Source organism: Paraburkholderia sp. Clong3 (assembly GCF_050436485.1).
GTDB lineage: Bacteria > Pseudomonadota > Gammaproteobacteria > Burkholderiales > Burkholderiaceae > Paraburkholderia > Paraburkholderia tuberum.
In genome coordinates this window covers 3,273,976-3,296,664 of record NZ_JBNDMH010000002.1, presented here as the reverse complement: position 1 = coordinate 3,296,664, position 22,689 = coordinate 3,273,976, and the positions used below count along the sequence as shown (strand labels likewise).

Below are 22,689 nucleotides of genomic sequence, written 5' to 3'. Positions count from 1 at the left end.
CGGCACCGCGCGTTGGCTCGCCGCTCAGCGCGCCAGCGAGCGGCGCTTCATTTCGAGCTGCGTGATCAGCCGCTGCAGCGTGTTTTCCGCGCTACCCGGCAGCGACAGGAAACGGAAGCCGAGCTGATAGCGCTGCGTGCCGTTCGGCAGCGCGAGCGAGCGATGCGACACGAGCTGCAGATCGAGCGACAGACGGCCGAGCGCGCCGAGCGTGAGCTCGCAGTCCATCAGGCGCGCGCCCATCGGCAGCGCGGCGACGCGCAGGTCGGTCGTGCGCATCCCGACGCCGCCAAGCGACAGGTCGTGCACCTCGAAGCGGAACGTGTCGCCCTCGGGCAGGCGGCCCGTACACATGAACGGGTCGAGAATCGGCGCGGCGACGCGGAAGTACTCGCGGCGCTGCACGTAGAACAGCACCTCGGGGAAGTCGGCCTCGAACGCCGGCATTCCCTCGAAGCGCGTCTCGCGTGGCGTCGGGGTCGTGAACTCGACGCGCACGCCGTCGGGCGACGCGTGGAACTGGCAGCGCGGCGCGTTGAGCAGCCCCTTGTTCTGATCGGCAAGCGCGCCCCAATCGAAGGTGAAGGTGCGCTCGCGCACGTCGACGTCGAGCAGGCGCGTGACGATCTGCCCGCCCGCATATTCGACGGTGAGGAAATCGCCGCGATTGACGATATTGCGCAACTGCACGCCGATTTCCAGCGGATTGCGGCGGCCGAAATCGGAAGCGCTCTCGTTTTGCGGGACGTGCGGCTGACCGTTCGTGTCAATCAGGCCGTTCGACTGGTTCATATCCATGGGCTTGCCGGTAAGCATGTTCTTGCGGGCACGTGCCAGGGCCTAGCCATGGACTCTGAGGGTCTTCATGCAAAGCCGCAACACACGCGTTCGACCGGACCTTACAGCGCTATTCCGGTATCGGGTCTAACTCGTTAGCGGCAGCATCGAGCCAAAATTTAGGGGCTCAATTTAAATATTCGCCGGAAAATTTCGCGCAAACGTTAAAAGCGTATCCGCCCTATTTCCCGCGACCTTGCTCGCCCCGGACCTCGCGGAGCTTTTTACCGATGCCGCTTTTTCTGCCGCTTTTTCTGCCGCTTTTATCGCCGCTTTTAAGTGTTCAGGAAAAATTGATTTGAAAATCGGCGCCGTACCTGCTTAGCAGTGCTGCGAGTTCGGCATCGATGGTCTCGCGCGTCCAGGTGAGGGCTCGACGCCATCGGTATTTCAGGTGCCGCCAGACGATCTCGATCATGTTGAGCTCGGGGCTATAGGCAGGCAGGTAAAACAGGATGACCTTATGTTCGAGCAGCCAACGTTGGCGCGTCGCGTCGCTGATACCGTGATGGATGCTGGCATTGTCCAGCACGATCACCGTGGGCAGACCGTTCCCGGTGGCGAGCACACTGTCGATGAAGCACTCGACATCCTGGGCTTTAATGGTGCCGGTATGCGCGGCGTGGATCAGCGTGTTTTCGCCGAAGTCCAGTGCGCCGATCACGCTGCGGCGGCAGTGATGGTTCGGTTCGACCTGGTGAGGCAAGCCTCGTGGTGACCAGCTACGTTGAACCGGCGGCGATCCATGGAAGCCCGCCTCATCGAGATACACCAACCGCACGGCGTCCCCGCGTGCAGCCTGTTGGAGTTTCTCGAGTGTGGCCTGTTTCATTGCGAACGCTTCTTCGTTGCGCTTTTTTTGAGCGCGTAGCGGTTGCGCTTGAACGAAAAGCCGTTGCGCTTGAGAGCTTCGCCCAGCGTTTCGACCTTGCAGGGCAGCGGCTCGTTGAGCGCGGCTTCGACGCGCTGGGCAATGCCACCAAGGGTCAGCGGTTCGGCGCGGGCGATCTCAAGGGCCACAGCGATCTGGGCTTCAGTCAGCAGCGCATGCCGGCCGCCGTTATGTGCGCCCATCAAGCCGCATATGCCCCGCTCGCGCCATGCGTGCGACCAGTTGTAGACGCTCTGGCCACTCACGCCCAGTTGCGCCGCAATGGCGCGGGCCTTGAGGCCACGTCCGAGCATCAACAGGCCCGCCGCGCGTGTGCGCGTATCCCGATGACGGTGATTGATCGACATCTGCTGCAATGTCAGCTCCTCGACTGCCTTCAACACTACGACACACTTCATCCACGACCCCGGCACCGACCAAGACGCCAGGTTAGCCAAAGTCAAACCGTTTTACCAGGAACACTTACCGACACCTTTAAAACCGCTTTAATGCCCGTCGCGTGCGCTATTTTTAATCAGCCCATTTTCTGCATGATCGACAGCAGCTTTTTCGCGTAATGCGGATCGGTTGCATAACCGGCGCGCTGCATGCCGTTCGCAAAACCGTTCACGTCGCGCGACGAATTGATCACCTGCGCGTAACGCGGATTGCTCTTCAACATGCTCGAGTAATCGGTCATCGCTTCCTCGTACGAGTCGTACGCGCGGAATTTCTCGACCGTGCGCTGCGGCTTGCCGTTCACGTACTCGGTCGTGACCGTCGACACGGTCTTGCCGGTCCAGTCGTTGCCCGCCTTGATGCCGAACACGTTGTGGCTCGTCGAGCCGTCGGCCTTCTTGATCTCGCTCTTGCCCCAGCCCGATTCGAGCGCGGCCTGACCGATGATGAAGCGCGCCGGAATGCCGGTCGCCGCGCTCGCGGCCTGCGCCGGCAGGGCGAGCTTGTCGACGAAAGCGTCGACCTTCGAGGAGCTGCCGTCGCCGCGCACCGGCGGCGTCAGCGCGCTATTGGCCGAGTAGGCGCGGCCGAGCCCGAGCTGACCGTTGGCCTGGGCATTGCCGTAGGCACGCGCGAGCGCGTTGAGCGCCGCGCTCTGGCCTTCGCCGCCGCCGCTACCGCCGCCGAGCGCGTTGGCCATGCCGGCGAGACCACCCGCCGCGCCCGCGCCGCTCGCGCCACCCACCTGCATGCCCTGGTTGCGCATCAGCTGCTTGAGCATCGCGTCGGCGACGCCGATGCCCTTCTTCGACAGCTGCTGCGCCATCTGCTGATCCATCATCGACGTGAACGTCGCCGTGTCGTGCGAATCGAACGGACCGTCCTGCGGCGTTGCATCGCGCATGCTCTTCAACATCATCTGCGTGAACACGGCGTCGAACTGCTGCGCGGCCATCTTCATGCCGGCTTGCGGCGAGGCCTTCGCCTGCGCGCTGAGTGCGCCGAAGCCCTGCACGTCGAGCGCGAACCGGCTGGTCAGATCGTTGGCGGAGTTGACGCTATTGGTCGTATCGGAATTCATCCCGCGTGCTCCTTAGATGATTTCAAGGTCGGCGCGCAATGCGCCGGCTGCTTTCATGGCCTGCAGGATCGACATCAGATCCGCGGGCGTCGCGCCGAGCGCGTTGAGCGCCTTCACCACTTCGGCGAGGTTCGCACCGGCGTTCACGAGTTTCAGCGAGCCGTTGTCCTGCTTCATCTGGATCTGCGACTGCTGCGCGACCACCGTGCGGCCGTTCGAGAACGCGCCCGGCTGGCTCACCACCGGCTGCGTATTGATCACGACCGACAGATTGCCGTGCGCGACCGCGCAGTTCTGCAGCGTGACCATCTGGTTCATCACGATCGAGCCGGTGCGGGCGTTCAGGATGACCTTCGCGGCGGCCTGCCCGGGCCGCACTTGGAGGTTCTGCAATTGCGCCATGAACGAGACCTGCTGCTGCGGATCGGCCGGCGCGCGCAGCTGGATCGTGCGGCCGTCGAGCGCGGTCGCGGTGCCGCTGCCGAACGCGTTGTCGATCGCCGCGACGACGCGCTGCGTGGTGTCGTAGTCCATGTCGTTCAGGTCGAGCTGCATGGTGCCCGCCTGCGACACCGCCGTCGGCACCGAGCGCTCGACGATCGCGCCGCTGGTGATGCGCCCCGCGGCGAGCTGGTTGACCTGCACCTTGCTGCCGTTCGCGCTCGCGCCCGCGCCGCCCACGGCGACGTTGCCCTGGCCGAGCGCATACACCTGGCCGTCGGCGCCCTTCAGCGGCGTGAGCAGCAGCGTGCCGCCGCGCAGGCTTTTCGCATTGCCGAGCGACGACACCGTGATGTCGATCGCTTCGCCCGGCCGCGCGAACGGCGGCAGCACCGCGGTCACCATCACCGCGGCGACGTTCTTCAGCTGGATGTTCGACAGCGACGACTGCGAGTTGCTGGAGCCCGCCGCCTGGTTGTTGATCGAGATGCCTAGGTTCGCGAGCATGTTCGCGAGCGTCTGCGTCGTAAACGGCGTCTGCGTGGTCTGGTCGCCGGTGCCGTCGAGGCCGACCACGAGGCCGTAGCCGATCAGCGGGTTGTCGCGCACGCCCTGGATCTGCACGAGGTCCTTCAGGCGCTCCGCGTGCGCCGGCGTCGCGGCCGGCAGCGCCGCGCAGGCGAGCGCGACGAACATCAGTGCGCGGCCCGCGCGCGACAGCGTGTTGAAGACAGTACCCATGATCACCACGGCGCCACGTTGAGGAAGAACCGCTGCAGCCAGCCCATGGTCTCCGCTTCGTTGATGTAACCCTTCGCGGAGTATTCGATTTTCGCGTCGGCGACCTGGGTCGAGTACACGGCGTTCAGACTCGAAATCGTGTTGGGATTCACGACACCGGAAAAGCGCACGAATTCATTGCCCTGATTGATCAGCATCTGCTTCTCACCGCTCACGACCAGGTTGCCGTTCGCCTGCACGCCGGTCACGGTCACCGTGATCGTGCCGTTGAACGTATTCGACGCGTTCGCGCCGCCGGTGCCGGTAAAGCCGTTGGAGCCGGTCGCGTTCAGGTTGGTCTTGGCGAACAGGCCGCTGAGAAAGCCCGAAGTCGGCACGCTGAACTTCGTGCTGCCGTCGCGGCTCGCATTCGCGCCCGAGTTCTTCGTCGCGTTGATGTTCTCGGAGATCACGATCGTGATGATGTCGCCTACGTTGCGTGGCCGCTGGTCTTCGAACAGCGGCCGACCCGCGTAGCCCGGGTTGTAGATCGAGCCCGGCGCCTGCGTCTGCGGCGGCAGCGGCGGCACCGCGCTCATCGGCTGCTGGGTGATCGGTTCCCTCGGCAGTTGGGCGCAGCCGCCCAGCGCGGCGAGCAGCGTGAGCTGCACGAGCGCCTCGGCCGTGCGCGAATGAACCGGAGTGCGAGTGGAGTGCGACATCATCGTTTACCGCCTTAAATTTCCAGTCCTCAAACCTGCATCTGGCTCAAGGTCTGCAGCATCTGGTCGGAGGTCGTCACGGCCTTGCTGTTGATTTCGTACGCGCGCTGCGTCTGGATCATGTTCACCAGTTCCTGCACGACGTTCACGTTCGACGCTTCCACGTAACCCTGGTTGAGCGTGCCCGCGCCGTTCAGACCCGGCTGCGACACGTTCGGCGCACCCGACGACGCCGTCTCCGAGAACAGGTTCTCGCCCTTGGCGTCGAGGCCGGCCGGGTTGATGAAGGTCGCGAGCTGCATCGTGCCGAGCTGCTGCGTATTGCTCGAGTTGGCCACGGTGATCGACACCGCGCCGTCGCTGCCGATCGTCAGCGAGGTGGCATTGGTCGGGATCGTGATGGCCGGAATCACCTGGTAGCCGCTCGACGTGACGAGCTGACCCTGCGCGTTGGTCTGGAACGAGCCGTCGCGCGTGTAGGCGGTCGTGCCGTCGGGCATCTGCACCTGGAAGAAGCCACCGCCGTTGATCGCGACGTCCTTCGAGTTGCCGGTCTGCTGCAGGTTGCCCTGCGTGTACAGACGCTCGGTCGCGACCTGTTGCACGCCGGTGCCGAGCTGGATGCCGGACGGCAGTTCGGTTTGCTGCGTCGAGTTCGCGCCCGGCTGGCGGATGGTCTGGTACAGCAGATCCTCGAACACCGCGCGCGAGCCCTTGAAGCCGTTGGTGCTGACGTTCGCGAGGTTGTTCGAGATCACGTCCATCTGCGACTGTTGCGCATTCATGCCGGTAGCGGCGATATACAGTGAGCGGTTCACTTATGGTTCTCCAATGTCGGGCGAAATTGACGCTTTAGCGCTTGCTCCGGCCCCATGCAAAGCGGTCTCGGAGCGCGCCTCGAAGGGCGCCCCGCGGCAATCCGTTAGCTGAAGCTGAGCAGCTGGTTGGCGGACTGATCGTTCTTGTCGGCGTTTTCCAGCAACTGCGTCTGCATCTGGAACTGGCGCGCGTTGGTGATCATCGAGACCATCGCGCTGACCGGATTGACGTTGCTGCCTTCGAGCGACGCCGGCGCGAGCGTCACGGTCGCATCGGCGTCGGCGGGATTGCCGTCGGCGGTGCGAAACAGACCGTCATCGCCGCGCGTGAGCGACTGCGGATCGGGATTGACCAGCTTCAGCTGATCGACGGTGACCACAGCGGTGGGCGGATCGCCCGGCGTCAGCGCCGACACCGTGCCGTCCTTGCCGATCGTGATCTGCGCGCCCGGCGGCACCGATACCGGCCCGCCGTTGCCGAGCACGACCTGATTGGTCGCGTTCACGAGCTGGCCGTTTTCGTCGATGTGCAGATTGCCCGCGCGCGTGTAGGCCTCGTTGCCGTCGGCGGTCTGCACCGACAGCCAGCCCGGCCCCTGAATCGCGACGTCGAGCGGATTGCCCGTCTGCTGGATCGGCCCCGGCGTGTAGTCGGCGCCCGGTGTCGACGACAGCACGAAGGTACGGGTCGTGTCGTCGTTGATCGTGCTGCCGTCGCCGAACGACATCGGCACGGCGCGGTAGGTTTCGAGCTGCGCGCGAAAGCCCGTGGTCGACGCGTTCGCGAGGTTGTTCGCGACGATCGCCTGCTGTTCGAGCGCCTGCGCGCTCCCCGACATCGCGGTGTAGATCAGCCGATCCATGAAGAGGTCCCGTTCGCTTACAGGTTGATCAGGGTCTGGTCGACGGCCTGCTGGGTCTTGATCGTCTGCGCGTTCGCCTGATAGTTGCGTTGCGCGGTGATCAGGTTGACCAGCTCGCTCGTCAGATCGACGTTCGAGTTCTCGACCGCGCCGCCTTGCAGCACGCCGTGATTGGTCGAGCCCGGCGTCGAAATCTGCGCGACGCCCGAGGCAGCCGTCTGGCCGTACTCGTTGTTGCCGAGGTCGACGAGGCCGTTCTGGTTCGAGAAGTTCGCGAGCACGATCTGGCCGAGCGCCGCGGTCTGGCCGTTCGAGTAGTTGCCGGTCAGCGTGCCGTCGGAGCCGACCGTGAAGCTCGTCAGCTGGCCCGCCGCGTAACCGTTGGTCGACAGGCTGTTCACGCCGTCCTTGCCGCCGTACTGCGTGGTGCCGGCCATGTTCAGCGTGACGTTCTGCGGCGTGCCCGAACCGTCGGTGGTCGGGATCGACATCGTGAACGCGCCGAGCGTCGCGGTCGCGAGGCCGGTCGTCGCGTCGGTCGTGCTGACCAGCGTGCCCGACGAATTGAAGTTCGCCGTGCCGATCAGGGAAGCGGTGCCGGTCGACGGGCCCGCGTACACGTTCCATGTGCCCGAGCCCGTCTTCGCGAAGTACATATTGACGGTCTGCGAGCCGCCGAGCGTGTCGTAGACCGTCGTGCTCGTCGAGTAGTTGTAGGTCGACGAGCTGTTCTGGTTGAACGCGGTCGGGTTCTGCGTGATCGTGTAGCTGTCGTTGGCCACCGGCGTGCCGCTGAACGTGATGCTCTCGCCGTTGCCGAGCGTGATCGCGGTGCCGGCCGTGTAGGGCTGCGACGCCGTGGTCGTGCCGAGCGTGTTGTCCGTGACCGTGTAGGTGGTCGGGCTCGTGAAGTTGATCGTGTACTGGTCGGTGTTGGTGCCCGCTGCCGCGTTGGTGATCGTCGCGCCGGTCGTACTCAGCGTGCCGGCGTTGGTGCCGCCCGGCGTCGCCGTCGGCGCGCCGAGCATGATGTTGTCCTGCGCGTTCAGGTTCAGGCCCGCGGTGATCGAGGTGGTCGCCTGCGGCGCGATGTTCGCGGTCGGCACCTGCAGCGGCACGGTCTGCGCGGTGTTGACGATGCCCGAGCTATTGGCCGCGTAGCCCATCAGATCGAGGCCCTGCGCGTTCGTGATGAAGCCGTTCTTGTCGAGCTGAAACACGCCGTTGCGCGAATAGGTCAGCGTGCCGTTGTTCGACATCTGGAAGAAACCGTTGCCGTTGATCGCGACGTTCAGCGCCTGGTTCGTCGTCGTGAGCGTGCCTTGCGAGAATTGCTGCTGCACTTCGGAGAGTTGCGTACCGATACCGATCTGCTGGCTCGTCGCGGTCGCGACCGAATTGGCGTACATGTCGGCGAATTCCGCGGTGCCGCTCTTGAAGCCGACGGTGTTGGCGTTGGCGATGTTGTTGCCGATCACGTCGAGATCGCTCGACGACGCCGACAGACCGCTCAAACCTGTTTGGTAACTCATGACGTACTCCGTATCTGTAAAGTCGTAACTGAATGGATCCGGACTACAGGATCGCTGCGACGCTGGTCAGGTCGACCGTCGAGCCGTTCGACAGCACGAGGCCCGGCGTGCCGCTGCTCTGCTGGACGACGCTTTGCACCGTCGCGCCGGTGAGCGTGGTAGCCGTCGCCTGCTGGCCGTTGATCGAGCCTGTCGCGGTGATCGTGTAGGTGCCGTCGGCGAGCGGGTTGCCCGCCGAATCGGTCGGCGTCCAGCCAACCGGAATCGTGCCGGCCGACTGCTTGCCGAGATCGAGCGTGTTGACGATCGTGCCGGCCGAGTTCTTCACGACGATCTGCAGGTCGCTGACGGAGTTCGCGAGCGTGACGCCGAACTCGTTCGTCTTGCCGCTCGCCACGGTGATCGAGTTGCCCGGTGCGAGCACGGTCGAACCGATCAGCAGCGCGGCCTGCGACTGCTGGCCCGCCGACAGCTGCGTCGACAGCGAGGTGAGCGACGTATTGAGCTGGCTGATGCCCTGCACCGTGCTGATCTGGGCGAGCTGCGAGGTCATCTGCGAGCTGTCCATCGGATTGGTCGGGTCCTGGTTCTGCATTTGCGCGACGAGCAGCTGAAGAAAGGTGGTCTGCAGGTCCGCCGCCGACGTGCCCGACGTGCTGCTCGACGTGCTGCTCGTCGAGCTGGTTGCGCTCGAGCTGCTGCTCGTGCCGTTCATCGTGTCGAGCAGCGTCTGCGAAACGGTCGTGCCGCTGCCGCCGATCGTGGTGTTGGTGGTCAAGGCTCTCTCCTCAGGTTCCGATCGTGAGCGTTTTCAGCATCAGGGTTTTGGCGGTGTTCAGTGTTTCGACGTTGGCCTGGTACGAGCGCGAGGCCGAGATCATGTTGACCATCTCCTGCACCGGGTCGACGTTGGGCAGCGTCACGTAGCCGTCCGCGTCGGCGGCCGGATTGCCGGGCTCGTACGCGGTCTTCATCGGCGACGGATCGTCGACCACGCCCGTCACCTGCACGCCGCCGACCTGCTGGCCGGAGCGTGTGCGCGCGCCGCCGAGCGGGCTCACCGCGAACACGACCTGCTTGGCCTTGTACGGCTGACCGTCGGGGCCCGTCGTGCTGTCCGCGTTGGCCAGGTTCGACGCCGTCACGTTGAGCCGCTCCGACTGCGCCGACATCGCGGAACCCGCGACACCAAAAATGTTCATCAGGGATGGCATGTTTCCTGACCTCTCCTGCCGGTTCGCACCGGCTTTACGTTAAGTCCCGTAGCGTTTCTGTTCGTGCGTGCATGCTGCCTGTGTTCAGCTGCTATGCGCCCTGCCTGGGTGCCGTGCTCGTGCCCGGCTTACGACGAGCCCGACGTGATCGCCGACAGCATCGTCTTGATCTGGTTCGACACGACCGTCATACCCGACTCGAAGTGCACCGTGTTGTCGGCGAACTGCACGCGCTCGGTGTCGACGTCGACCGTGTTGCCGTCGAGCGCCGGCTGCAGCGGAATCCGGTATTGCAGGTTGCCGTAATCGTCGGGGCTGCCGCCCGTCGCCGTCAGCGTGGCCTTGCCGCTCATGTGGCCGGCCTCGGTCGTGTTCATCGACATGCCGCTCGTCACGCCCGCGGGTTGCGTCATCGCGAGCGTCGAGCTGTTCGACGCGCCTTGGCCGGCGGTGCTGCCGCCCGTCTTCTTCAGCGCGCCGGCGAGCGACGACGCGAAGTCGATATCGCGCGCCTTGTAGCCGGGCGTGTCGGCGTTCGCGATATTCGACGACAGCAGTTCCTGCCGGTATGCGCGCACATCCATCGCCTGCCGGCCGAATGCGAATTCGGCATCGAGCTTGTCCAGCATCGGAATCTCCCGAGAACGTTTCCAAGGCCGTCCCGTGTGCGCATCGTGAGAGACACGCGGCGGGTGCGAAGGCCTTTTTGCATGTGATGCATCTTATGGGCCGCGCGCAAGCGGCAATCGGACGAATAACCGGGAAAGGGGGCTTCTATTCAACGTTTGCGCGAAAGCGGGGCTCACTAGAATGCAAGGCGTACCGATGCATTCGATGGAGACCCGCGATGGACCAGCCCACCAACACCTTGCCGCAGCCGGCGAGCGGCACGACGATGCGTCGCGTGGGGGGGGGCCGGGCCGATGAACGGGGCGATGGTTCGGAGGGCGCGCTCGCCCAGCCGGTGCCGCGCTCTTTCTCGCGTTGCCTTGCGCATTGCCTGACGCGGGTGGTCGTCAACGTCGCGGTATGGGTTGCGGGCGGCATCGTGTTGCTGCCGGCTACGACCCAGGCGCAGGATGCGGGCGGCCCGATCGTGATTGCCGGGCCCGCCGAGAAAAATCCCGCCGCGCTGAACGATCTCGCGCAACGGATTCAGACGCCGGCGCAGCGCAGCGCGTCGGCGGCGTCGCTCGCGGCGGCGACCGCACAGTCGCTCGGCCGCGCGAGCGGGTCGCGCGACACCGATACGTTCGGGCGTGCCGCGAGCGCAAGCGGCGCGATCGTCATTCCGGGCGCGGGCGAGCCCGCTGCCGCCGCGCCGGCCATCATCCGCACCAACTTCAAACCGGACGCCAACGGCGTCGTGACGATTCCGCCGGCGGCCAGCACTGGGGCGTCGGGCGTCGCGCGCGTCGATGTCGAAGCGGGCCCGGCCGCCAGCGTCGCGAATCAGCGCCTGGTCGCGGCCAATGCGCCGCAAGGCGACGGTTTCGACAGTCTCGCCGCGCGCGGCGAGCCACCCGAGTTCGGCGCGAATGGCAAGCCGATCGCGGCCGCTGCGGCGCAGCCGGCGCATCCCGGAATCGCGAGAACGCCCGCGACGTCGCCTGGCTCGCGCCAGCCGGCGGCCGTCATTGCACAGAGAACGCCGCAGACCGCTACCGCCGCGACGGCTGCGCAAGCCGCGCCGCTGCCAGGCCAGCAGGACCCGGAAGCGATTCACGCGAGCGCGCTCGCGTTCCTGCAACAGCAGGCCGTCGGCCTGCCAGGCAAGGCCGACATCACTGTCGCGTCCGCGTTTCCGCGCGGCCTCGCCGCGTGCACGTCGCTCGAACCGTTCATGCCGACCGGCGCGCGCCTGTGGGGCCGGCTGACGGTCGGCGTGCGCTGCGCGGGCGAGCGGCCGTGGACCATCTATCTGCAGGCGCGCATCTCGCTGCATGCGACCTACTACCTCGCCGCCCGCGCGATGGCGCCGGGCGAAGTGCTCACGGCCGCCGACCTCGTCGCGCGCGAAGGCGACCTGACCGGCCTGCCGCAGGCGATCGTCACCGACCCGTCGCAGGCGGTCGGCTCGGTCTCGCTCGTGCGGATCGCGGGCGGCATGCCGCTGCGCCGCGACATGCTGAAGAGCGCGTCGGCGGTGGTGTTCGGCCAGACCGTGCGGGTCATCGCGGCCGGCGACGGTTTCTCGATCTCGTCCGAGGGCAGCGCGATGAACAACGCGTCGCCGGGTCAGCAGGTGCGCGTGAAGACCGCCAACGGCCAGATCATCTCCGGCATCGTCAAGGACGGCGGCACGGTGGAGATCCCGATGTGAGCGGGCTGGCGGCAACGAGCACCGTCGAAACGGTCGGCGCCCCGGTGGCCAGGGCAGACGAACAGGGATTGAAAGCGGTAGATGGCCACCTGGCGGCGAGCCGGGTGTCGAGCGATTGCGCTAAAGTTTTGATCAGCGGTTGCCGTTATCAGGATCAAATCGTTAGGGAAGCCAATCGTGAAAGTCGATCCCACCACCTCTTCAAATCTGCCGTCGTTGAAAGACGCTTTGTCCCGTTCGCCGCAGAGCGACGAAGCCACGCCGGCAGCCAGCACCACCCAGGGCGCGACGAGCACGGCCGCGCCGGCCGCGAGCAGCGCGTCGGACGACACGAGCGTGAGCCTGTCGGGTCTGTCGCAGCATCTGCGCAGCCTCGCGGCCTCCGGCTCGGCCGACATCGACACCGCGCACGTCGAGTCGATCAAGCAGGCGATCAAGGACGGCAAGCTGCAGATCGACTCCGGCAAGATCGCCGACGGCGTGCTGCAGACGGCGCGCGACCTGTTGCAGAACAAAACCTCGTCGACCGGCAACTGATCGGCATTTCGCCGCGCGGTGATCTGCCGGGCGGCGTCCGACCAACCCGGTTCGCGCGCCGTTCGCGAGCCAGTGTGCGTAGCGAGTTGTTGATATGAAAGACGCCCTCGTTGCTACCCTGATCGAAGAATATTCGACCGTGGAGGCATTCGCCTCGATCCTCACGCTCGAAACCAAAGCGCTGACGGCGGTCTCGCCGCTGGAGCAGTTGCCGGCGATCGTCGAGAAGAAAACCGAGCTGATCGGCGTGCTCGCGAGGCTCGAAGCCGCGCGCGACTCGCATCTGGCCGAACTCGGCTTTCCGACCGGCTGGTCCGGCATGGAGCTCGCGGCCAGCACCGACGCGCGCGTCGCGACGCAATGGAAGCTGCTGCAGAAAGCCGCGGATCGCGCGCGGCGCGTCAACACCAACAACGGCGAGCTGATCCGCGTGCGGATGGACTACAACGAGCGCGCGCTAAAGGCGCTTCAAGTCAACGTGCCGCGCAAGACGAATCTGTACGGGCCGGATGGACGAGTTCCGGCTTATTCGGGACTTTGATCGGCCCGCCTGCCCGGCCTGCAATCGAGCAATATACGAAATGAATGAAAAAGCCCGTCATCGACGGGCTTTTTCATTTTCCGCCGCCGCTTTTCCACCCACTTCCCCGTCCGTTCCGCGCTGCGTTAGCCGTTCGGCTAGCTGGCGCTAGTCCACCTCGTCACGTTGAAATGGTGACTTCGTTCGAGCTTTCGCCAACGCCGCGGCTTCGACGCGGCCGCAATTCGACGGGCCGAATCTTGCTTGCTCGTTAGTTTGTGTAGGCGTGTGTATAATGGAGGGTATGATGTATGAACAGTGCCGAGGTCGTCAAATTGATCCAAGCGAATGGCTGGCAGCTCGTCCGCATAGCGGGCAGTCACCATCATTTCAGGCACGCGGGAAAACGGGGGCTCGTGACCGTCCCGCATCCGAAAAAAGATTTGCCGGCCGGCACCCTGAACAGCATTCTGAAACAGGCGGGGCTCAAATGAAGCATCTGATCTTTCCGATCGCCATCGAACCCGGAGACAACACGCACGCGTTCGGCGTCGTGGTGCCCGATATTCCAGGCTGCTACTCCGCGGGCGACACGCTCGAACAAGCGTATGTGAACGCGAAAGAGGCAATCGAATCGCATCTCGAAACCTTGCTCGACGAAGGGCTGCCGCTGCCCGAGCCTCTCACGCTAGGCGAGCATCGGCGCAATCCCGAGTTCGCGGGGTTCACATGGGGATTCGTGACGACGCGCAATATTCCGGCGTTGAAGAAGGCGGTTCGCATCAACATCTCGCTGCCCGAGGTGCTGGTGCAGGAGATCGACGCGTATGCGCAGGCGCGCGGTATGTCGCGCTCGGCGTTTCTCGCGCTCGCCGCCGAGCATGAGATGGCGAACGCCTGAGCAACGGCAGGCGGCACAGGCGCGCATCGGCATCGGCGCACCGCCGCATCTGCAGGCAGCGTTTGAAATACGGCGTGCGGCGCCGCGGTGGCGTCAGTTCGCTTCGGCGTTCGCCCAGGCCATTTCGCGCAGTCGGGCGCGCAGGCGTGCCACGGCCTGGCTATGCAACTGGCACACGCGCGATTCGCTGACTTCCATCACCGCGCCGATCTCGCGCAGATTCATGCCGCGCTCGTAGTACAGCGACATCAGCAGCTTCTCGCGCTCCGGCAAGCGGTCGATCGCTTCGATGAGCGCCGAGCGCAGGCTGTCGTCGAGCAGCGCCGAGAGCGGATCGGAATGATCGACGCAGTAGCGGTCCAGAAAAGGTTCGTCGTCGGCGGAGCGGTCGAAGTCTTCGTAGTAGATCAGCTGGCTGCCATGCAGGTCCTGCAGCATCGACTGATATTCGTCGAGCGGCATTTGCAGGTGCTCGGCGACCTCCGCCTCGCTCGCCGAGCGGCCGAGGTTCTGCTCCACCTTGTGCACCGCGGATTCCACTTCGCGCGACGTGCGGCGCAGGCTGCGCGGCAGCCAGTCGTTGCTGCGCAACTCGTCGAGCATCGCGCCGCGAATCCGCTGGCTGGCATAGGTCTCGAACTGCGCGCCCTGGTCTTCCTTGTAGCGGCCGGCGGCATCCAGCAAACCGATCATGCCGGCCTGGATCAGGTCGTCGAGATCGACGCTCGCCGGCATTTTCGCGACAAGCTGCAAGCCGAGTCGACGCACGAGCGGTGCGTACTTCGTCAAAACTTCGGCCTGAGAAATCTTTCCCTGAGCGTTGTACATCGTGCTCCCCTTGTCCTTCGTGCACGCCTTTCAAGCGTGATGCGCGGACGGTTGGTCGGCGTGGTGCGCCGCTGTAACTGTCGCGGGCGCCCGCCAGGGCGTTTGCGACGACATCGCTGGCCGCATCGGCCAGTACTGCAATTCGGCGGCGAGATGGCGGAAGTCGCGCGCGGCCGGTGTCGACGGAAACGCGTCGACCACGCAGCGCGACAGCTCGAGTGCCCGGGCGATGCGCACGTCGGCCGCAATGCAGCCGGCGTTTTCCAACGCGACGGTCAGGTAACGGCCGGCCACGCCGGCGAGATTCGCGAACGCGGCCTGCGCGTCGTTGGCGCTTTGCACGTGATTCGCGAGCACGCGCAACTGCGCGATCGCGTGCGCGTAATGCAAACGCTTGATGCACGCATAGGCCTCGGTGATCGCCTCGCCCGACATGCGCGCGACGACCATCACGTCATGCGCCTGCTTGGCGAGCGGCGACAGATGCCCTTCGTCGTCGAGCTGCGCGTCGATCAGCACGATATCGGCCGAGCCGCCGAGCAGCACACCGAGTTCGGCCTCCGTATGCCCCTCGCGGTTGTTGCGCGAGGCGGACAGCACCGAAAAACCGAGCGCGTGACGCGCGGCGGCAAAATCGACCGGGCTCTCGCCGCGCATCACCGCCGCGAAGTTGCCCGCGCCGCGCAAGCCGCCAAGCATCGCGCTCACCGATTTCTCACCGACGCATTCGTCGATCACCAGCACGTCCTTGCCCTGCTGTGCGAGCGCCGCGGCGAGGTTAACCGCCACGGTCGTATTACCGATGCCCGACGACGCACCCGCCAACGCGATCACGCGCGCGCCGCCGCGCCCGAGCAGCCGCCGCAACCCTTCGGCTTGATCCGAAACGAACTTATCCAAAGCGAACCTCGTGCAGCTCGGCCGTCGAACGTGCGGACAGCGAGGACAGCAAAGCGGGGATGTCGTCGTCGTGCGGCACGAACGGCGAGCTGTCGCGCGGAATGCAGAAGGTGCTCTTGATCAGGAATTTCTTCGTCGCGACGTAAAGGTTCTCCGGCACCTTCTGTCCGGTCGATACGTAATGCACCGGCAGCTTGTAGCGGATCACCGCATCGAGCACGCCGCCGAGGTTGGTCGCTTCGTCGAGCTTGGTCAGAATGCAGCCGGCGAGCGGCTGCTGGTCCGGCGCGCGCTGATACGCCTGCACGACTTCGTTCAACGTGTCGCCGTGGCTCGTCGCGTTGAGCAGCAACAGACGCTGCACCGGCTGGCCGGCGCGGCTTAGCATCGCGATCTGGTCGGACACGAGCCGGTCGCGCTGGCTCATACCGATCGTGTCGATCAGCACGATGTGCTTGTTGCGCAACTCCGAGAGCGCGAGCTGCAGATCGGCGCTGTCCTTCACCGCATGCACCGAAACGCCGAGAATCTTGCCGAAGATGCGCAGCTGTTCATGACCGCCGATGCGGTAGCTGTCGGTCGTCAGCAGCGCCACCTTGCTCGCGCCGAAGCGCATCACGCAGCGCGCTGCGAGCTTCGCGGTGGTCGTCGTCTTGCCGACGCCGGTCGGCCCCATCAGCGCGAATACGCCGCCGCGCTCCATCAGCGCGTCTTCGTCCTCCATCACCGGCAGGTTCGACTCGAGCACCGAGCGCACCCAGTCCATGCCGCCATCCATCGTGTCGACATCTTCGGGCAGCTTGTCGACCAGCATCTGCACGAGCTGCGCGGAAAAGCCGGCGGCGAACAGGTGCTTGGTGAGCGCGGCGCGTGCGGGACTGCGGCGCTGTCGATCGCCCCACAGCAGACCCGCGAAGTGCTCTTCCATCATGTCGCGCATCGACGACAGCTCGTTCATCACGGTGTCCTTGACGACCTGCTCCATGCGCCCCTTGATCGCTTCGGCGACGGCGGACGGCGTGCGGCTTTCGTCAGTAGCGGACGGCACGGGCGCGATCTTCTGAGCGGCGCGGCGCGCAGCGGCTTCGGCGGCTTCGCGCGCCCAGTCGGGCGTGTCGATCACCGGCGGCACGGCGGCCGGCCGCGCGTCGACTGCGCTGCCGAGGCCTTTGGCGGTCGCGACGGCGGGCGTCATCGCGGCGGGGCGTGCGCTGTATTGGCCGCTCTGTTGCTGCTGCTCGGCCGCGAGGCGGCGCGCGTGATCGATGAGCCACGGATTCGACTCGGCCATCGTGCGCGGCGCGGCGGCTTCGCTCGATGGGATTGCCGGCGGTACCGGCACGCCGGCAGCTTTCAGCAAATCCGCGCGGATGTCTTTCGACAGGCGCGCGGCCGCGGCGCGGGCGCTCGCGCCGGAAGGCGTGGCGGCAGCGGCGGGCGTGGCCGGTGCGTTGAACGATGTGGCCGCGCTGGACGCCGACTGGCTCACGGCGGGCGCGGGGCCTGTCGCGATGGCCGCGGACGCGCCTGTCGCGCCCAGCGTCGCCGGGCCGATTGGCGAATTGCCGGGCACACGCGGCAGCGGACGCTGCTTGATTCGCGGACATGCTGAGCGCCTGGCTGACGGCCGAATTGACCGCCGAATTGAGCGCCGTCCTGTTCACCGAGCCGGCCATGAAATCCGCAGCCGCATTCGCCGGCTCGATCGCCGGCGTCGCTTCACCACCCGCTTCCGGGCTCGCGCCGAACACCGACGAAAACACGTCCGGCATTGCGCTCGCGTATGGATTCGTCGGCGCCGCGAACAAGCCGCGCGGGGCCCGCGTCGATGCCGCACCTGAGCCCGTGCCGAGCGCCGCGGCCTGCGCGCCTTCGCGCGCTTTCGGCGTGATCGCGGCAAGATCGCTATCGGCGAGCGCGACGATTTCGACGCTGCCGTCGTCCATCGTGCGATTCGACAGCACGACCGCATCGGGGCCAAGTGCTTCGCGAACGAGACGCAACGCATCGCGACTGGTAGCACCGACAAATTTACGAATGTTCAAGCTGGACCCCCGATGAGGTATACGGACTGACGGACCGGCAATACACCGCTTCCCATTGCGATCAATTATTGCGAAAGGCGTCGGGCGACGATCGATGGATAAAGACCGTTAAAGGTGGGTAATTCGCGCGATGGACACACGGCGGACGCATCGTTCGACGAGCCCGGGAGAGCCGTGCAAACGCAAACCGGCGCCCCATTGGAGCGCCGGTTTGCGTTGTATCGACAGCCGCGGGCGAGCGACCTTCGTCAGCCGTGCGCGCCGATCAGATTGACCACCTTGACGTTGCGCGTATCGGGCACTTCCGCATACGAGAGCACCTTCAGCTGCGGCAGGCTGCGGCGCAGGAAGCGCGCGAGCATCGGCCGCAGTGCGTGCTGCACCAGCAGCACCGGCGCGAGGCCAAGGTTCTGCTGACGCGTCATCGCTTTCTGCGTTTCGGTGAGCAGCGTGTTCGCGAGGCCCGGTTCGAGGCCCGGGTTCGGTCCGGTCGATAGCGCCTGCGACAGCACCCGTTCGAGGTTCGCGTCGAGGCCCATCACCTGCATGTCGGCGGTCCCGGGGAACCACTGCTGCGTGATCGCGCGGCCCAGCGCGAGCCGCACCGCGGCGGTGAGGTCGTGCGGGTCGGTGAGCTTGGTCGCGTGTTCGGCGAGCGCTTCGAGGATCGTGCGCATGTCGCGAATCGGCACGCCTTCTTCGAGCAGGTTCTGCAGCACCTTTTGCAGCGTGGTGAGCGGCAGCATCTTCGGCACCAGATCGTCGACGAGCGACGCCGTGTCCTTCTGCATCCGCTCGACCAGCGACTGCACCTCGCGGCGGCCGAGCAGCTCCGACGCGTGCGTGACGACGAGGTGATTCAGGTGCGTCGCGACCACCGTGCTCGAATCGACGACCGTGTAGCCGTATACCTGCGCCTGTTCGCGCAGATTCGTGTCGATCCAGATGGCGGGCAGGCCGAACGCCGGGTCCTGGGTCGGCGTGCCCGGCAGCGCGGCCGATACCTGGCCCGGGTTGATCGCGAGCCACTGGCCCGGATACGCCTCGCCCGAGCCGACCTCGACGCCCTTCAACGCGATCCGATAGCCGTTCGGCCGCAATTCGAGGTTGTCGCGGATATGAATGACCGGCGGCAAGAAGCCGATTTCCTGCGCGAACTTCTTGCGGATGCTCTTGATCCGCTTGAGCAGTTCGCCGTCCGAGTTCTTGTCGACGAGCGGAATCAGCCGGTAGCCGACTTCGAGGCCGAGCGTGTCGATCATCGTCACGTCGTCCCAGCTCGCCTCGGCGTTTTCGACCGGCGCCAGCGCGGCCGGCGCGACGTCGACGAGCGCCGGTGCGTTCTTGCGCTCCTCGGTGCGCTTCTTCATCGTGCGGCCGAGCTGGATCAGGCCGCCGCCGAGAATCAGGAACGCGAAGTGCGGCATGCCCGGGATCAGGCCCATCAGCACGAGAATGCAGCCGGTGATCATCAGCACGCGCGGGTTCGTGAACAGCTGGCCGGTCAGCTGCGTGCCGATGTCCTCGTTGGTCGCGACGCGCGACACGATCACGCCGGCCGCCGTCGAAATCACCAGCGACGGAATCTGCGCGACGAGGCCGTCGCCGATCGTCAGCAGCGTGTAGTTCTTGCCCGCCGCGGCAAAACTCATGTCGTGCTGGACCATCCCGACGATCAGCCCGCCGATGATGTTGATCACCATGATCAGGAGGCCGGCGACCGCATCGCCTCGCACGAACTTGCTCGCACCGTCCATCGAGCCGTAGAACTCGGCTTCCTGAGAGATCTCCTTGCGCCGCGTGCGAGCCTGCTCTTCGTTGATGAGGCCGGCGTTCAGATCGGCGTCGATCGCCATCTGCTTGCCGGGCATCGCGTCGAGCGTGAAGCGCGCGGACACTTCGGCGATCCGCCCCGCGCCCTTCGTGATCACCATGAAGTTGATCACCATCAGGATCACGAACACGACGATACCAACCGCGAAGTTGCCGCCCACGAGGAAGTGGCCGAACGACTCGATCACCTGACCGGCCGCATCGGGACCGGTATGGCCTTCGAGCAGCACGACCCGCGTCGAGGCGACGTTCAGCGACAGCCGCAGCAGCGTCGAGAACAGCAGCACGCTCGGGAACGCGGCGAAGTCGAGCGGCTTCATCGTGTACATGCTGACGAGCAGCACCATCACCGACAGCGCGATGTTGAACGTGAACAGCAGATCCAGCAGGAACGGCGGCAACGGCAGAATCATCATGCCGAGGATCATGCAGATCAGCACCGGCCCGGCGAGGGCGCGCAGGTTGGTGCTGCTCAGCGCATCCGGCCGTCGGGCGAGGAAACCGGCGCGAGCGTTCATGCGGAGGCTCCGTTGTTGTCGTCGCTAGTGGCGTCGTTGGCGTTGTCGTCGGCCGGGTTCAGCGTGTTGGCGGCTTCCTCGGCGGCGTCCTCGTCCGATACGCCGCCCTTGTCGAGTTCGGGCGGCACGTCGAGTTCGGTCGGCGCGACCGGCACGTCGCCGCCTTCGGCCTTGAAGCGGCGCAGCTGATAGACCCACGCGAGCACTTCCGCGACCGCGCCATAGAGCGGCCCCGGAATCTCGCGATTCAGATCGACGTTGTGATAGAGCGCACGCGCGAGCGGCGGCGCTTCGAGCAGCGGCACGTTGTTTTCGGTGGCGATCTCGCGAATCCGCGCCGCCACGAGGTTCACGCCCTTCGCGACCACCTTCGGCGCGCGCATCTCGCCGTCCGTGTATTGCAGCGCGACCGCGAAGTGGGTCGGGTTGGTCACGACCACGTCGGCCTTCGGCACTTGCGCCATCATGCGGCGCCGCGCGATCGCGCGCTGCTGCTGGCGAATCTTGCCCTTGATGTGCGGATCGCCTTCGCTCTCGCGATGCTCACGCTTCACTTCTTCCTTCGTCATGCGCAGCTTCTTGTGGAACGACCACAGCTGGTACGGCACGTCGAGCGCGGCCACCGCGAACATGCCGGCCACCGTCATGCCGCAGCACACCGCGATCAGATGCACGGAGTTGGCGAGCGCGAGATTGAGCGGCTGCGTCGCGAGCGCGAGGAATTGCTCGTGGCGATTCCAGATCGCCGTGCCGCCGATCAACCCCACCACCAGCGTCTTCGCGAGCGACATGCCGAGCTGGATCGGTCCGTTGATCGAAAATATGCGGCCGAGGCCCTCGATCGGGTTCAGCCGGTTGAACTTCGGCTCGAGCCCTTTCGCGGACAGTTGCCAGCCGCCCAGCGCCATCGGTGCGAGCAGCGCGGCAAGTCCGGTGACGCCGAGTATCGGCACGAGCGCGTAGAGTCCTTCGCGACCCGCCGAGCCCGCGCCGATCAGCATGCGGCTGGTGTCGAACGCGCTCGCGTGGTTGAAGGTGAGCGACGCACGCAGCATGTTCTGCAAATGCTCGCCGATGCTGCCCGACATGCCCCATACGCCGTAGAACCCGGCCGCGAGCAGCGCGAAGGTCGACAGCTCCCGCGAACGCACGATCTGCCCCTCCTCGCGCGCCTTCTGCAGGCGCCGAGGGGTGGCGGATTCGGTTTTTTCGAGGTCGCTGTCCTCTGCCACAAAGCTCTCCAGTCGGCCGAGGCACGGCGCCTCTTTCCAGTGACAGCGATTATTCCTGCTCGACGCAAGCGCCGATCGGCGGATAAGGGCGGAGAAACGGGGGTATTTCGACGGATGAGCGGACGGCTCGCGCGTTTGTCACGCAAGCCGTCCGGCATTGGATCGACGTGCGGCTTCAGTAGCCGACGAAGGGGGAGGGACCGCCGCTCGCGGTCTGATCGAGGTGGTAGTACACGTAGCGGCCGAAGAAGAACGGCAGACCGAGGTCGAAGCTGGCGTTGCCGCCGATCTGGCCGGCGAGCGTGTTGAACGCGTAGTTGCCGCCGTTGGCGAACAGCGTCTGCGCGTTCACGATGCCGATGCTCGCGACCGCCGACACGTTGTTCTTCCCGACCAGCGTGACCGTGCGGGTCTGCGCCGACGACGGGCAATAGAAGCCCGCGAACTGGCTGCCGCACAGCGTGAGCGTGCTATCGGCGAAGAAATAGGCGTTCGAGCCGGAATCGAGGAACGCCTGGACGGTCGTGCCGTTGAAGGTGCTGTTGTTGAGGTCGCCGTATGGGTCGGTCGTGAACACCTGCGCAGCGGCAAGCGGGTTGTTCCCCTGCGTGCCGATGCCGAACACCAGCGTGCCGGTCGCCGACGCCTGCCCGGTGTTCGACACCGGTGCCATCTGTACGATCACGCCGTTGTTGTCGAGCGGGAAGTTCGCGACCGGATTGGCGATCTGTTGCGGAATCGGCACCGCGGTGCGCGTGCACGACGTGCCGTTCGGACAGGCGAAGTAGTTGCTGTAGGTCGCCGCGGTCGTCGTGTTCGCGCAGGTTGCGCCGCAATCGGTCAGCGCGGTGCCGATGCCGAGGATGCCGTTCGCGCCCAGATCGGCGGCCGTGTTTTCGGCCGGGCCGCTGCCGCAGCCGCTTGGTACCGTGCTCGCGGCCTTGTCGCCGATGATCTGCAGCGGGATGCTGCCGGTCGTCGTTTCGCCGCCGAGCGTCACGATCGCGGTACGCACCGAGCCCCACGTGTAACCGTCCGCGAACGTCGCGCACTCGGCGAGCTGCGCGGCGTTGCTGCCGATCGTGCTGACCGGCAGCGCGCCGAGCAGCGTCGAATTGAGCACTGAACTGACCACGCGCAGGCCAAACGAGCCGGTGTCGACCTGGATGTTGTTGATCGTCTGGCAGTTGCTGGTCGAGCCCGGCGCGCAGATCGTCACGCTGACGGTCGGGATGTTGATGACACCCGAAACGCCCCGGCCGACCGTGATCGGCACCGTGTTCGACGCATTCGCGGAGATCGGCTGCTGGGTCGGGCTGGCCGGCAGCGAACCGCCGTTCAGACCGTTCGAGGTGCTGCCGCCATTGTTGGAACTGGAGTTGTTGTCGCTGCCGCCGCCTCCGCCGCAGGCGACGAGCGTCGCCGTGAGCAGCACGGCAAGCGCGGCCTGCATCCAGCTTTTGAGGTTCGCGGTCGTGAGCATGGTTCGCATCG

Annotated in this window: 22 protein-coding genes and 1 pseudogene; 5 read left to right on the top strand and 18 right to left on the bottom strand. The window is 65.7% G+C overall.

All coding sequences use genetic code 11. From position 1 onward, the window contains the following. Nucleotides 1–24 precede the first annotated feature (24 nt). From OKW30_RS19260 to flgB, 12 genes are all read right to left on the bottom strand, one after another. Nucleotides 25–798, bottom strand: a complete 774-nt coding sequence (locus OKW30_RS19260; RefSeq protein ID WP_184069747.1) for a flagellar brake protein — start codon at nt 796–798, stop codon at nt 25–27. 322 nt (nt 799–1,120) lie between these two features. Further along, entirely contained in the window at nt 1,121–1,669 is a 549-nt protein-coding gene (locus OKW30_RS19255; protein ID WP_429345693.1) for an IS630 family transposase, read from the bottom strand. After that, nucleotides 1,666–2,127, bottom strand: a complete 462-nt coding sequence (locus OKW30_RS19250) for a helix-turn-helix domain-containing protein (RefSeq protein ID WP_429345692.1) — start codon at nt 2,125–2,127, stop codon at nt 1,666–1,668. Before OKW30_RS19250 ends, OKW30_RS19255 begins: the two co-directional genes overlap by 4 nt. A 116-nt stretch (nt 2,128–2,243) precedes the next feature. After that, on the bottom strand, nt 2,244–3,248 hold the full coding sequence (flgJ, locus tag OKW30_RS19245) for a flagellar assembly peptidoglycan hydrolase FlgJ (protein WP_184069749.1): 1,005 nt from the start codon (nt 3,246–3,248) through the stop codon (nt 2,244–2,246). A gap of 12 nt (nt 3,249–3,260) precedes the next feature. Beyond that, nucleotides 3,261–4,430: a flagellar basal body P-ring protein FlgI gene (locus tag OKW30_RS19240; protein WP_429347383.1), complete on the bottom strand. Its 1,170-nt coding sequence runs from the start codon at nt 4,428–4,430 to the stop codon at nt 3,261–3,263. Between the two features lie 2 nt (nt 4,431–4,432). Beyond that, nucleotides 4,433–5,131: a flagellar basal body L-ring protein FlgH gene (gene flgH, locus OKW30_RS19235; protein ID WP_184069942.1), complete on the bottom strand. Its 699-nt coding sequence runs from the start codon at nt 5,129–5,131 to the stop codon at nt 4,433–4,435. 29 nt (nt 5,132–5,160) lie between these two features. Then, on the bottom strand, nt 5,161–5,949 hold the full coding sequence (gene flgG / locus OKW30_RS19230; RefSeq protein ID WP_184069751.1) for a flagellar basal-body rod protein FlgG: 789 nt from the start codon (nt 5,947–5,949) through the stop codon (nt 5,161–5,163). A gap of 104 nt (nt 5,950–6,053) precedes the next feature. Then, a complete protein-coding gene (gene flgF, locus OKW30_RS19225) occupies nt 6,054–6,812 on the bottom strand; it encodes a flagellar basal-body rod protein FlgF (RefSeq protein ID WP_429347382.1) in 759 nt (252 codons plus the stop codon). 17 nt (nt 6,813–6,829) lie between these two features. Then, a complete protein-coding gene (locus tag OKW30_RS19220; protein WP_184069755.1) occupies nt 6,830–8,344 on the bottom strand; it encodes a flagellar hook protein FlgE in 1,515 nt (504 codons plus the stop codon). Between the two features lie 43 nt (nt 8,345–8,387). Then, nucleotides 8,388–9,122 (bottom strand): flagellar hook assembly protein FlgD, encoded by a 735-nt coding sequence (locus OKW30_RS19215; protein WP_429347381.1) that lies wholly within the window; start codon nt 9,120–9,122, stop codon nt 8,388–8,390. 10 nt (nt 9,123–9,132) lie between these two features. After that, nucleotides 9,133–9,558, bottom strand: a complete 426-nt coding sequence (gene flgC / locus OKW30_RS19210; protein WP_187627403.1) for a flagellar basal body rod protein FlgC — start codon at nt 9,556–9,558, stop codon at nt 9,133–9,135. 128 nt (nt 9,559–9,686) lie between these two features. Next, a complete protein-coding gene (flgB, locus tag OKW30_RS19205) occupies nt 9,687–10,187 on the bottom strand; it encodes a flagellar basal body rod protein FlgB (RefSeq protein ID WP_090802505.1) in 501 nt (166 codons plus the stop codon). A gap of 218 nt (nt 10,188–10,405) precedes the next feature. Here flgB and flgA point away from each other — a divergent pair, with 218 nt between their 5' ends. The 5 genes from flgA to OKW30_RS19180 all read left to right on the top strand — a co-directional run bounded on the left by flgA (nt 10,406) and on the right by OKW30_RS19180 (nt 13,839). Next, the gene (gene flgA / locus OKW30_RS19200; protein WP_429347380.1) at nt 10,406–11,881 is read left to right on the top strand and encodes a flagellar basal body P-ring formation chaperone FlgA; all 1,476 of its coding nucleotides are present in this window, start codon (nt 10,406–10,408) and stop codon (nt 11,879–11,881) included. Nucleotides 11,882–12,058: 177 nt separating this feature from the next. Beyond that, on the top strand, nt 12,059–12,418 hold the full coding sequence (flgM, locus tag OKW30_RS19195) for a flagellar biosynthesis anti-sigma factor FlgM (protein WP_184069761.1): 360 nt from the start codon (nt 12,059–12,061) through the stop codon (nt 12,416–12,418). Between the two features lie 94 nt (nt 12,419–12,512). Next, nucleotides 12,513–12,959 carry a flagella synthesis protein FlgN gene (locus tag OKW30_RS19190; protein ID WP_018418771.1) on the top strand — a complete coding sequence of 149 codons (447 nt, stop codon included), beginning with the start codon at nt 12,513–12,515 and terminating at the stop codon, nt 12,957–12,959. Between the two features lie 290 nt (nt 12,960–13,249). After that, nucleotides 13,250–13,432 carry a type II toxin-antitoxin system HicA family toxin gene (locus OKW30_RS19185; protein WP_013090886.1) on the top strand — a complete coding sequence of 61 codons (183 nt, stop codon included), beginning with the start codon at nt 13,250–13,252 and terminating at the stop codon, nt 13,430–13,432. Then, nucleotides 13,429–13,839, top strand: a complete 411-nt coding sequence (locus tag OKW30_RS19180) for a type II toxin-antitoxin system HicB family antitoxin (protein WP_090802498.1) — start codon at nt 13,429–13,431, stop codon at nt 13,837–13,839. Before OKW30_RS19185 ends, OKW30_RS19180 begins: the two co-directional genes overlap by 4 nt. Nucleotides 13,840–13,932: 93 nt before the next feature. On the opposite strand, the gene OKW30_RS19175 is transcribed toward OKW30_RS19180, so the two are convergent. The 6 genes and pseudogenes from OKW30_RS19175 to OKW30_RS19150 form a co-directional block, all read right to left on the bottom strand. Next, on the bottom strand, nt 13,933–14,667 hold the full coding sequence (locus OKW30_RS19175; RefSeq protein WP_090802497.1) for an RNA polymerase sigma factor FliA: 735 nt from the start codon (nt 14,665–14,667) through the stop codon (nt 13,933–13,935). A gap of 30 nt (nt 14,668–14,697) precedes the next feature. Continuing rightward, on the bottom strand, nt 14,698–15,567 hold the full coding sequence (locus OKW30_RS19170) for a MinD/ParA family ATP-binding protein (protein WP_429347379.1): 870 nt from the start codon (nt 15,565–15,567) through the stop codon (nt 14,698–14,700). Then, nucleotides 15,560–17,612, bottom strand: a pseudogene (gene flhF / locus OKW30_RS19165) (flagellar biosynthesis protein FlhF). The gene OKW30_RS19170 and the pseudogene flhF overlap by 8 nt, the downstream one beginning before the upstream one ends. A 248-nt stretch (nt 17,613–17,860) precedes the next feature. Further along, nucleotides 17,861–19,963: a flagellar biosynthesis protein FlhA gene (flhA, locus tag OKW30_RS19160; protein ID WP_184065964.1), complete on the bottom strand. Its 2,103-nt coding sequence runs from the start codon at nt 19,961–19,963 to the stop codon at nt 17,861–17,863. Next, complete coding sequence (flhB, locus tag OKW30_RS19155; protein WP_184069767.1) at nt 19,960–21,195, bottom strand: flagellar biosynthesis protein FlhB; 1,236 nt, start codon at nt 21,193–21,195, stop codon at nt 19,960–19,962. Before flhB ends, flhA begins: the two co-directional genes overlap by 4 nt. A gap of 175 nt (nt 21,196–21,370) precedes the next feature. Beyond that, nucleotides 21,371–22,687, bottom strand: coding sequence for a DUF3443 domain-containing protein (locus OKW30_RS19150; RefSeq protein WP_429347378.1), 1,317 nt, complete (start codon nt 22,685–22,687; stop codon nt 21,371–21,373). Between the last annotated feature and the right edge of the window lie 2 nt (nt 22,688–22,689).

What these genes read in the sequence shown, in the direction of transcription:
- OKW30_RS19150 (WP_429347378.1), bottom strand. Translation starts at nt 22,687, where the DNA reads ATGCGAACCATGCTCACGACCGCGAACCTCAAAAGCTGGATGCAGGCC.
- flgJ (WP_184069749.1), bottom strand. Translation starts at nt 3,248, where the DNA reads ATGAATTCCGATACGACCAATAGCGTCAACTCCGCCAACGATCTGACC.
- OKW30_RS19180 (WP_090802498.1), top strand. Translation starts at nt 13,429, where the DNA reads ATGAAGCATCTGATCTTTCCGATCGCCATCGAACCCGGAGACAACACG.
- flgA (WP_429347380.1), top strand. Translation starts at nt 10,406, where the DNA reads ATGGACCAGCCCACCAACACCTTGCCGCAGCCGGCGAGCGGCACGACG.
- OKW30_RS19220 (WP_184069755.1), bottom strand. Translation starts at nt 8,344, where the DNA reads ATGAGTTACCAAACAGGTTTGAGCGGTCTGTCGGCGTCGTCGAGCGAT.
- OKW30_RS19255 (WP_429345693.1), bottom strand. Translation starts at nt 1,669, where the DNA reads ATGAAACAGGCCACACTCGAGAAACTCCAACAGGCTGCACGCGGGGAC.
- OKW30_RS19240 (WP_429347383.1), bottom strand. Translation starts at nt 4,430, where the DNA reads ATGGGTACTGTCTTCAACACGCTGTCGCGCGCGGGCCGCGCACTGATG.
- OKW30_RS19260 (WP_184069747.1), bottom strand. Translation starts at nt 798, where the DNA reads ATGGATATGAACCAGTCGAACGGCCTGATTGACACGAACGGTCAGCCG.
- flgF (WP_429347382.1), bottom strand. Translation starts at nt 6,812, where the DNA reads ATGGATCGGCTGATCTACACCGCGATGTCGGGGAGCGCGCAGGCGCTC.
- flhA (WP_184065964.1), bottom strand. Translation starts at nt 19,963, where the DNA reads ATGAACGCTCGCGCCGGTTTCCTCGCCCGACGGCCGGATGCGCTGAGC.
- OKW30_RS19185 (WP_013090886.1), top strand. Translation starts at nt 13,250, where the DNA reads ATGAACAGTGCCGAGGTCGTCAAATTGATCCAAGCGAATGGCTGGCAG.
- OKW30_RS19175 (WP_090802497.1), bottom strand. Translation starts at nt 14,667, where the DNA reads ATGTACAACGCTCAGGGAAAGATTTCTCAGGCCGAAGTTTTGACGAAG.
- flgB (WP_090802505.1), bottom strand. Translation starts at nt 10,187, where the DNA reads ATGCTGGACAAGCTCGATGCCGAATTCGCATTCGGCCGGCAGGCGATG.
- flgC (WP_187627403.1), bottom strand. Translation starts at nt 9,558, where the DNA reads ATGCCATCCCTGATGAACATTTTTGGTGTCGCGGGTTCCGCGATGTCG.
- OKW30_RS19190 (WP_018418771.1), top strand. Translation starts at nt 12,513, where the DNA reads ATGAAAGACGCCCTCGTTGCTACCCTGATCGAAGAATATTCGACCGTG.
- flgH (WP_184069942.1), bottom strand. Translation starts at nt 5,131, where the DNA reads ATGTCGCACTCCACTCGCACTCCGGTTCATTCGCGCACGGCCGAGGCG.
- OKW30_RS19250 (WP_429345692.1), bottom strand. Translation starts at nt 2,127, where the DNA reads ATGAAGTGTGTCGTAGTGTTGAAGGCAGTCGAGGAGCTGACATTGCAG.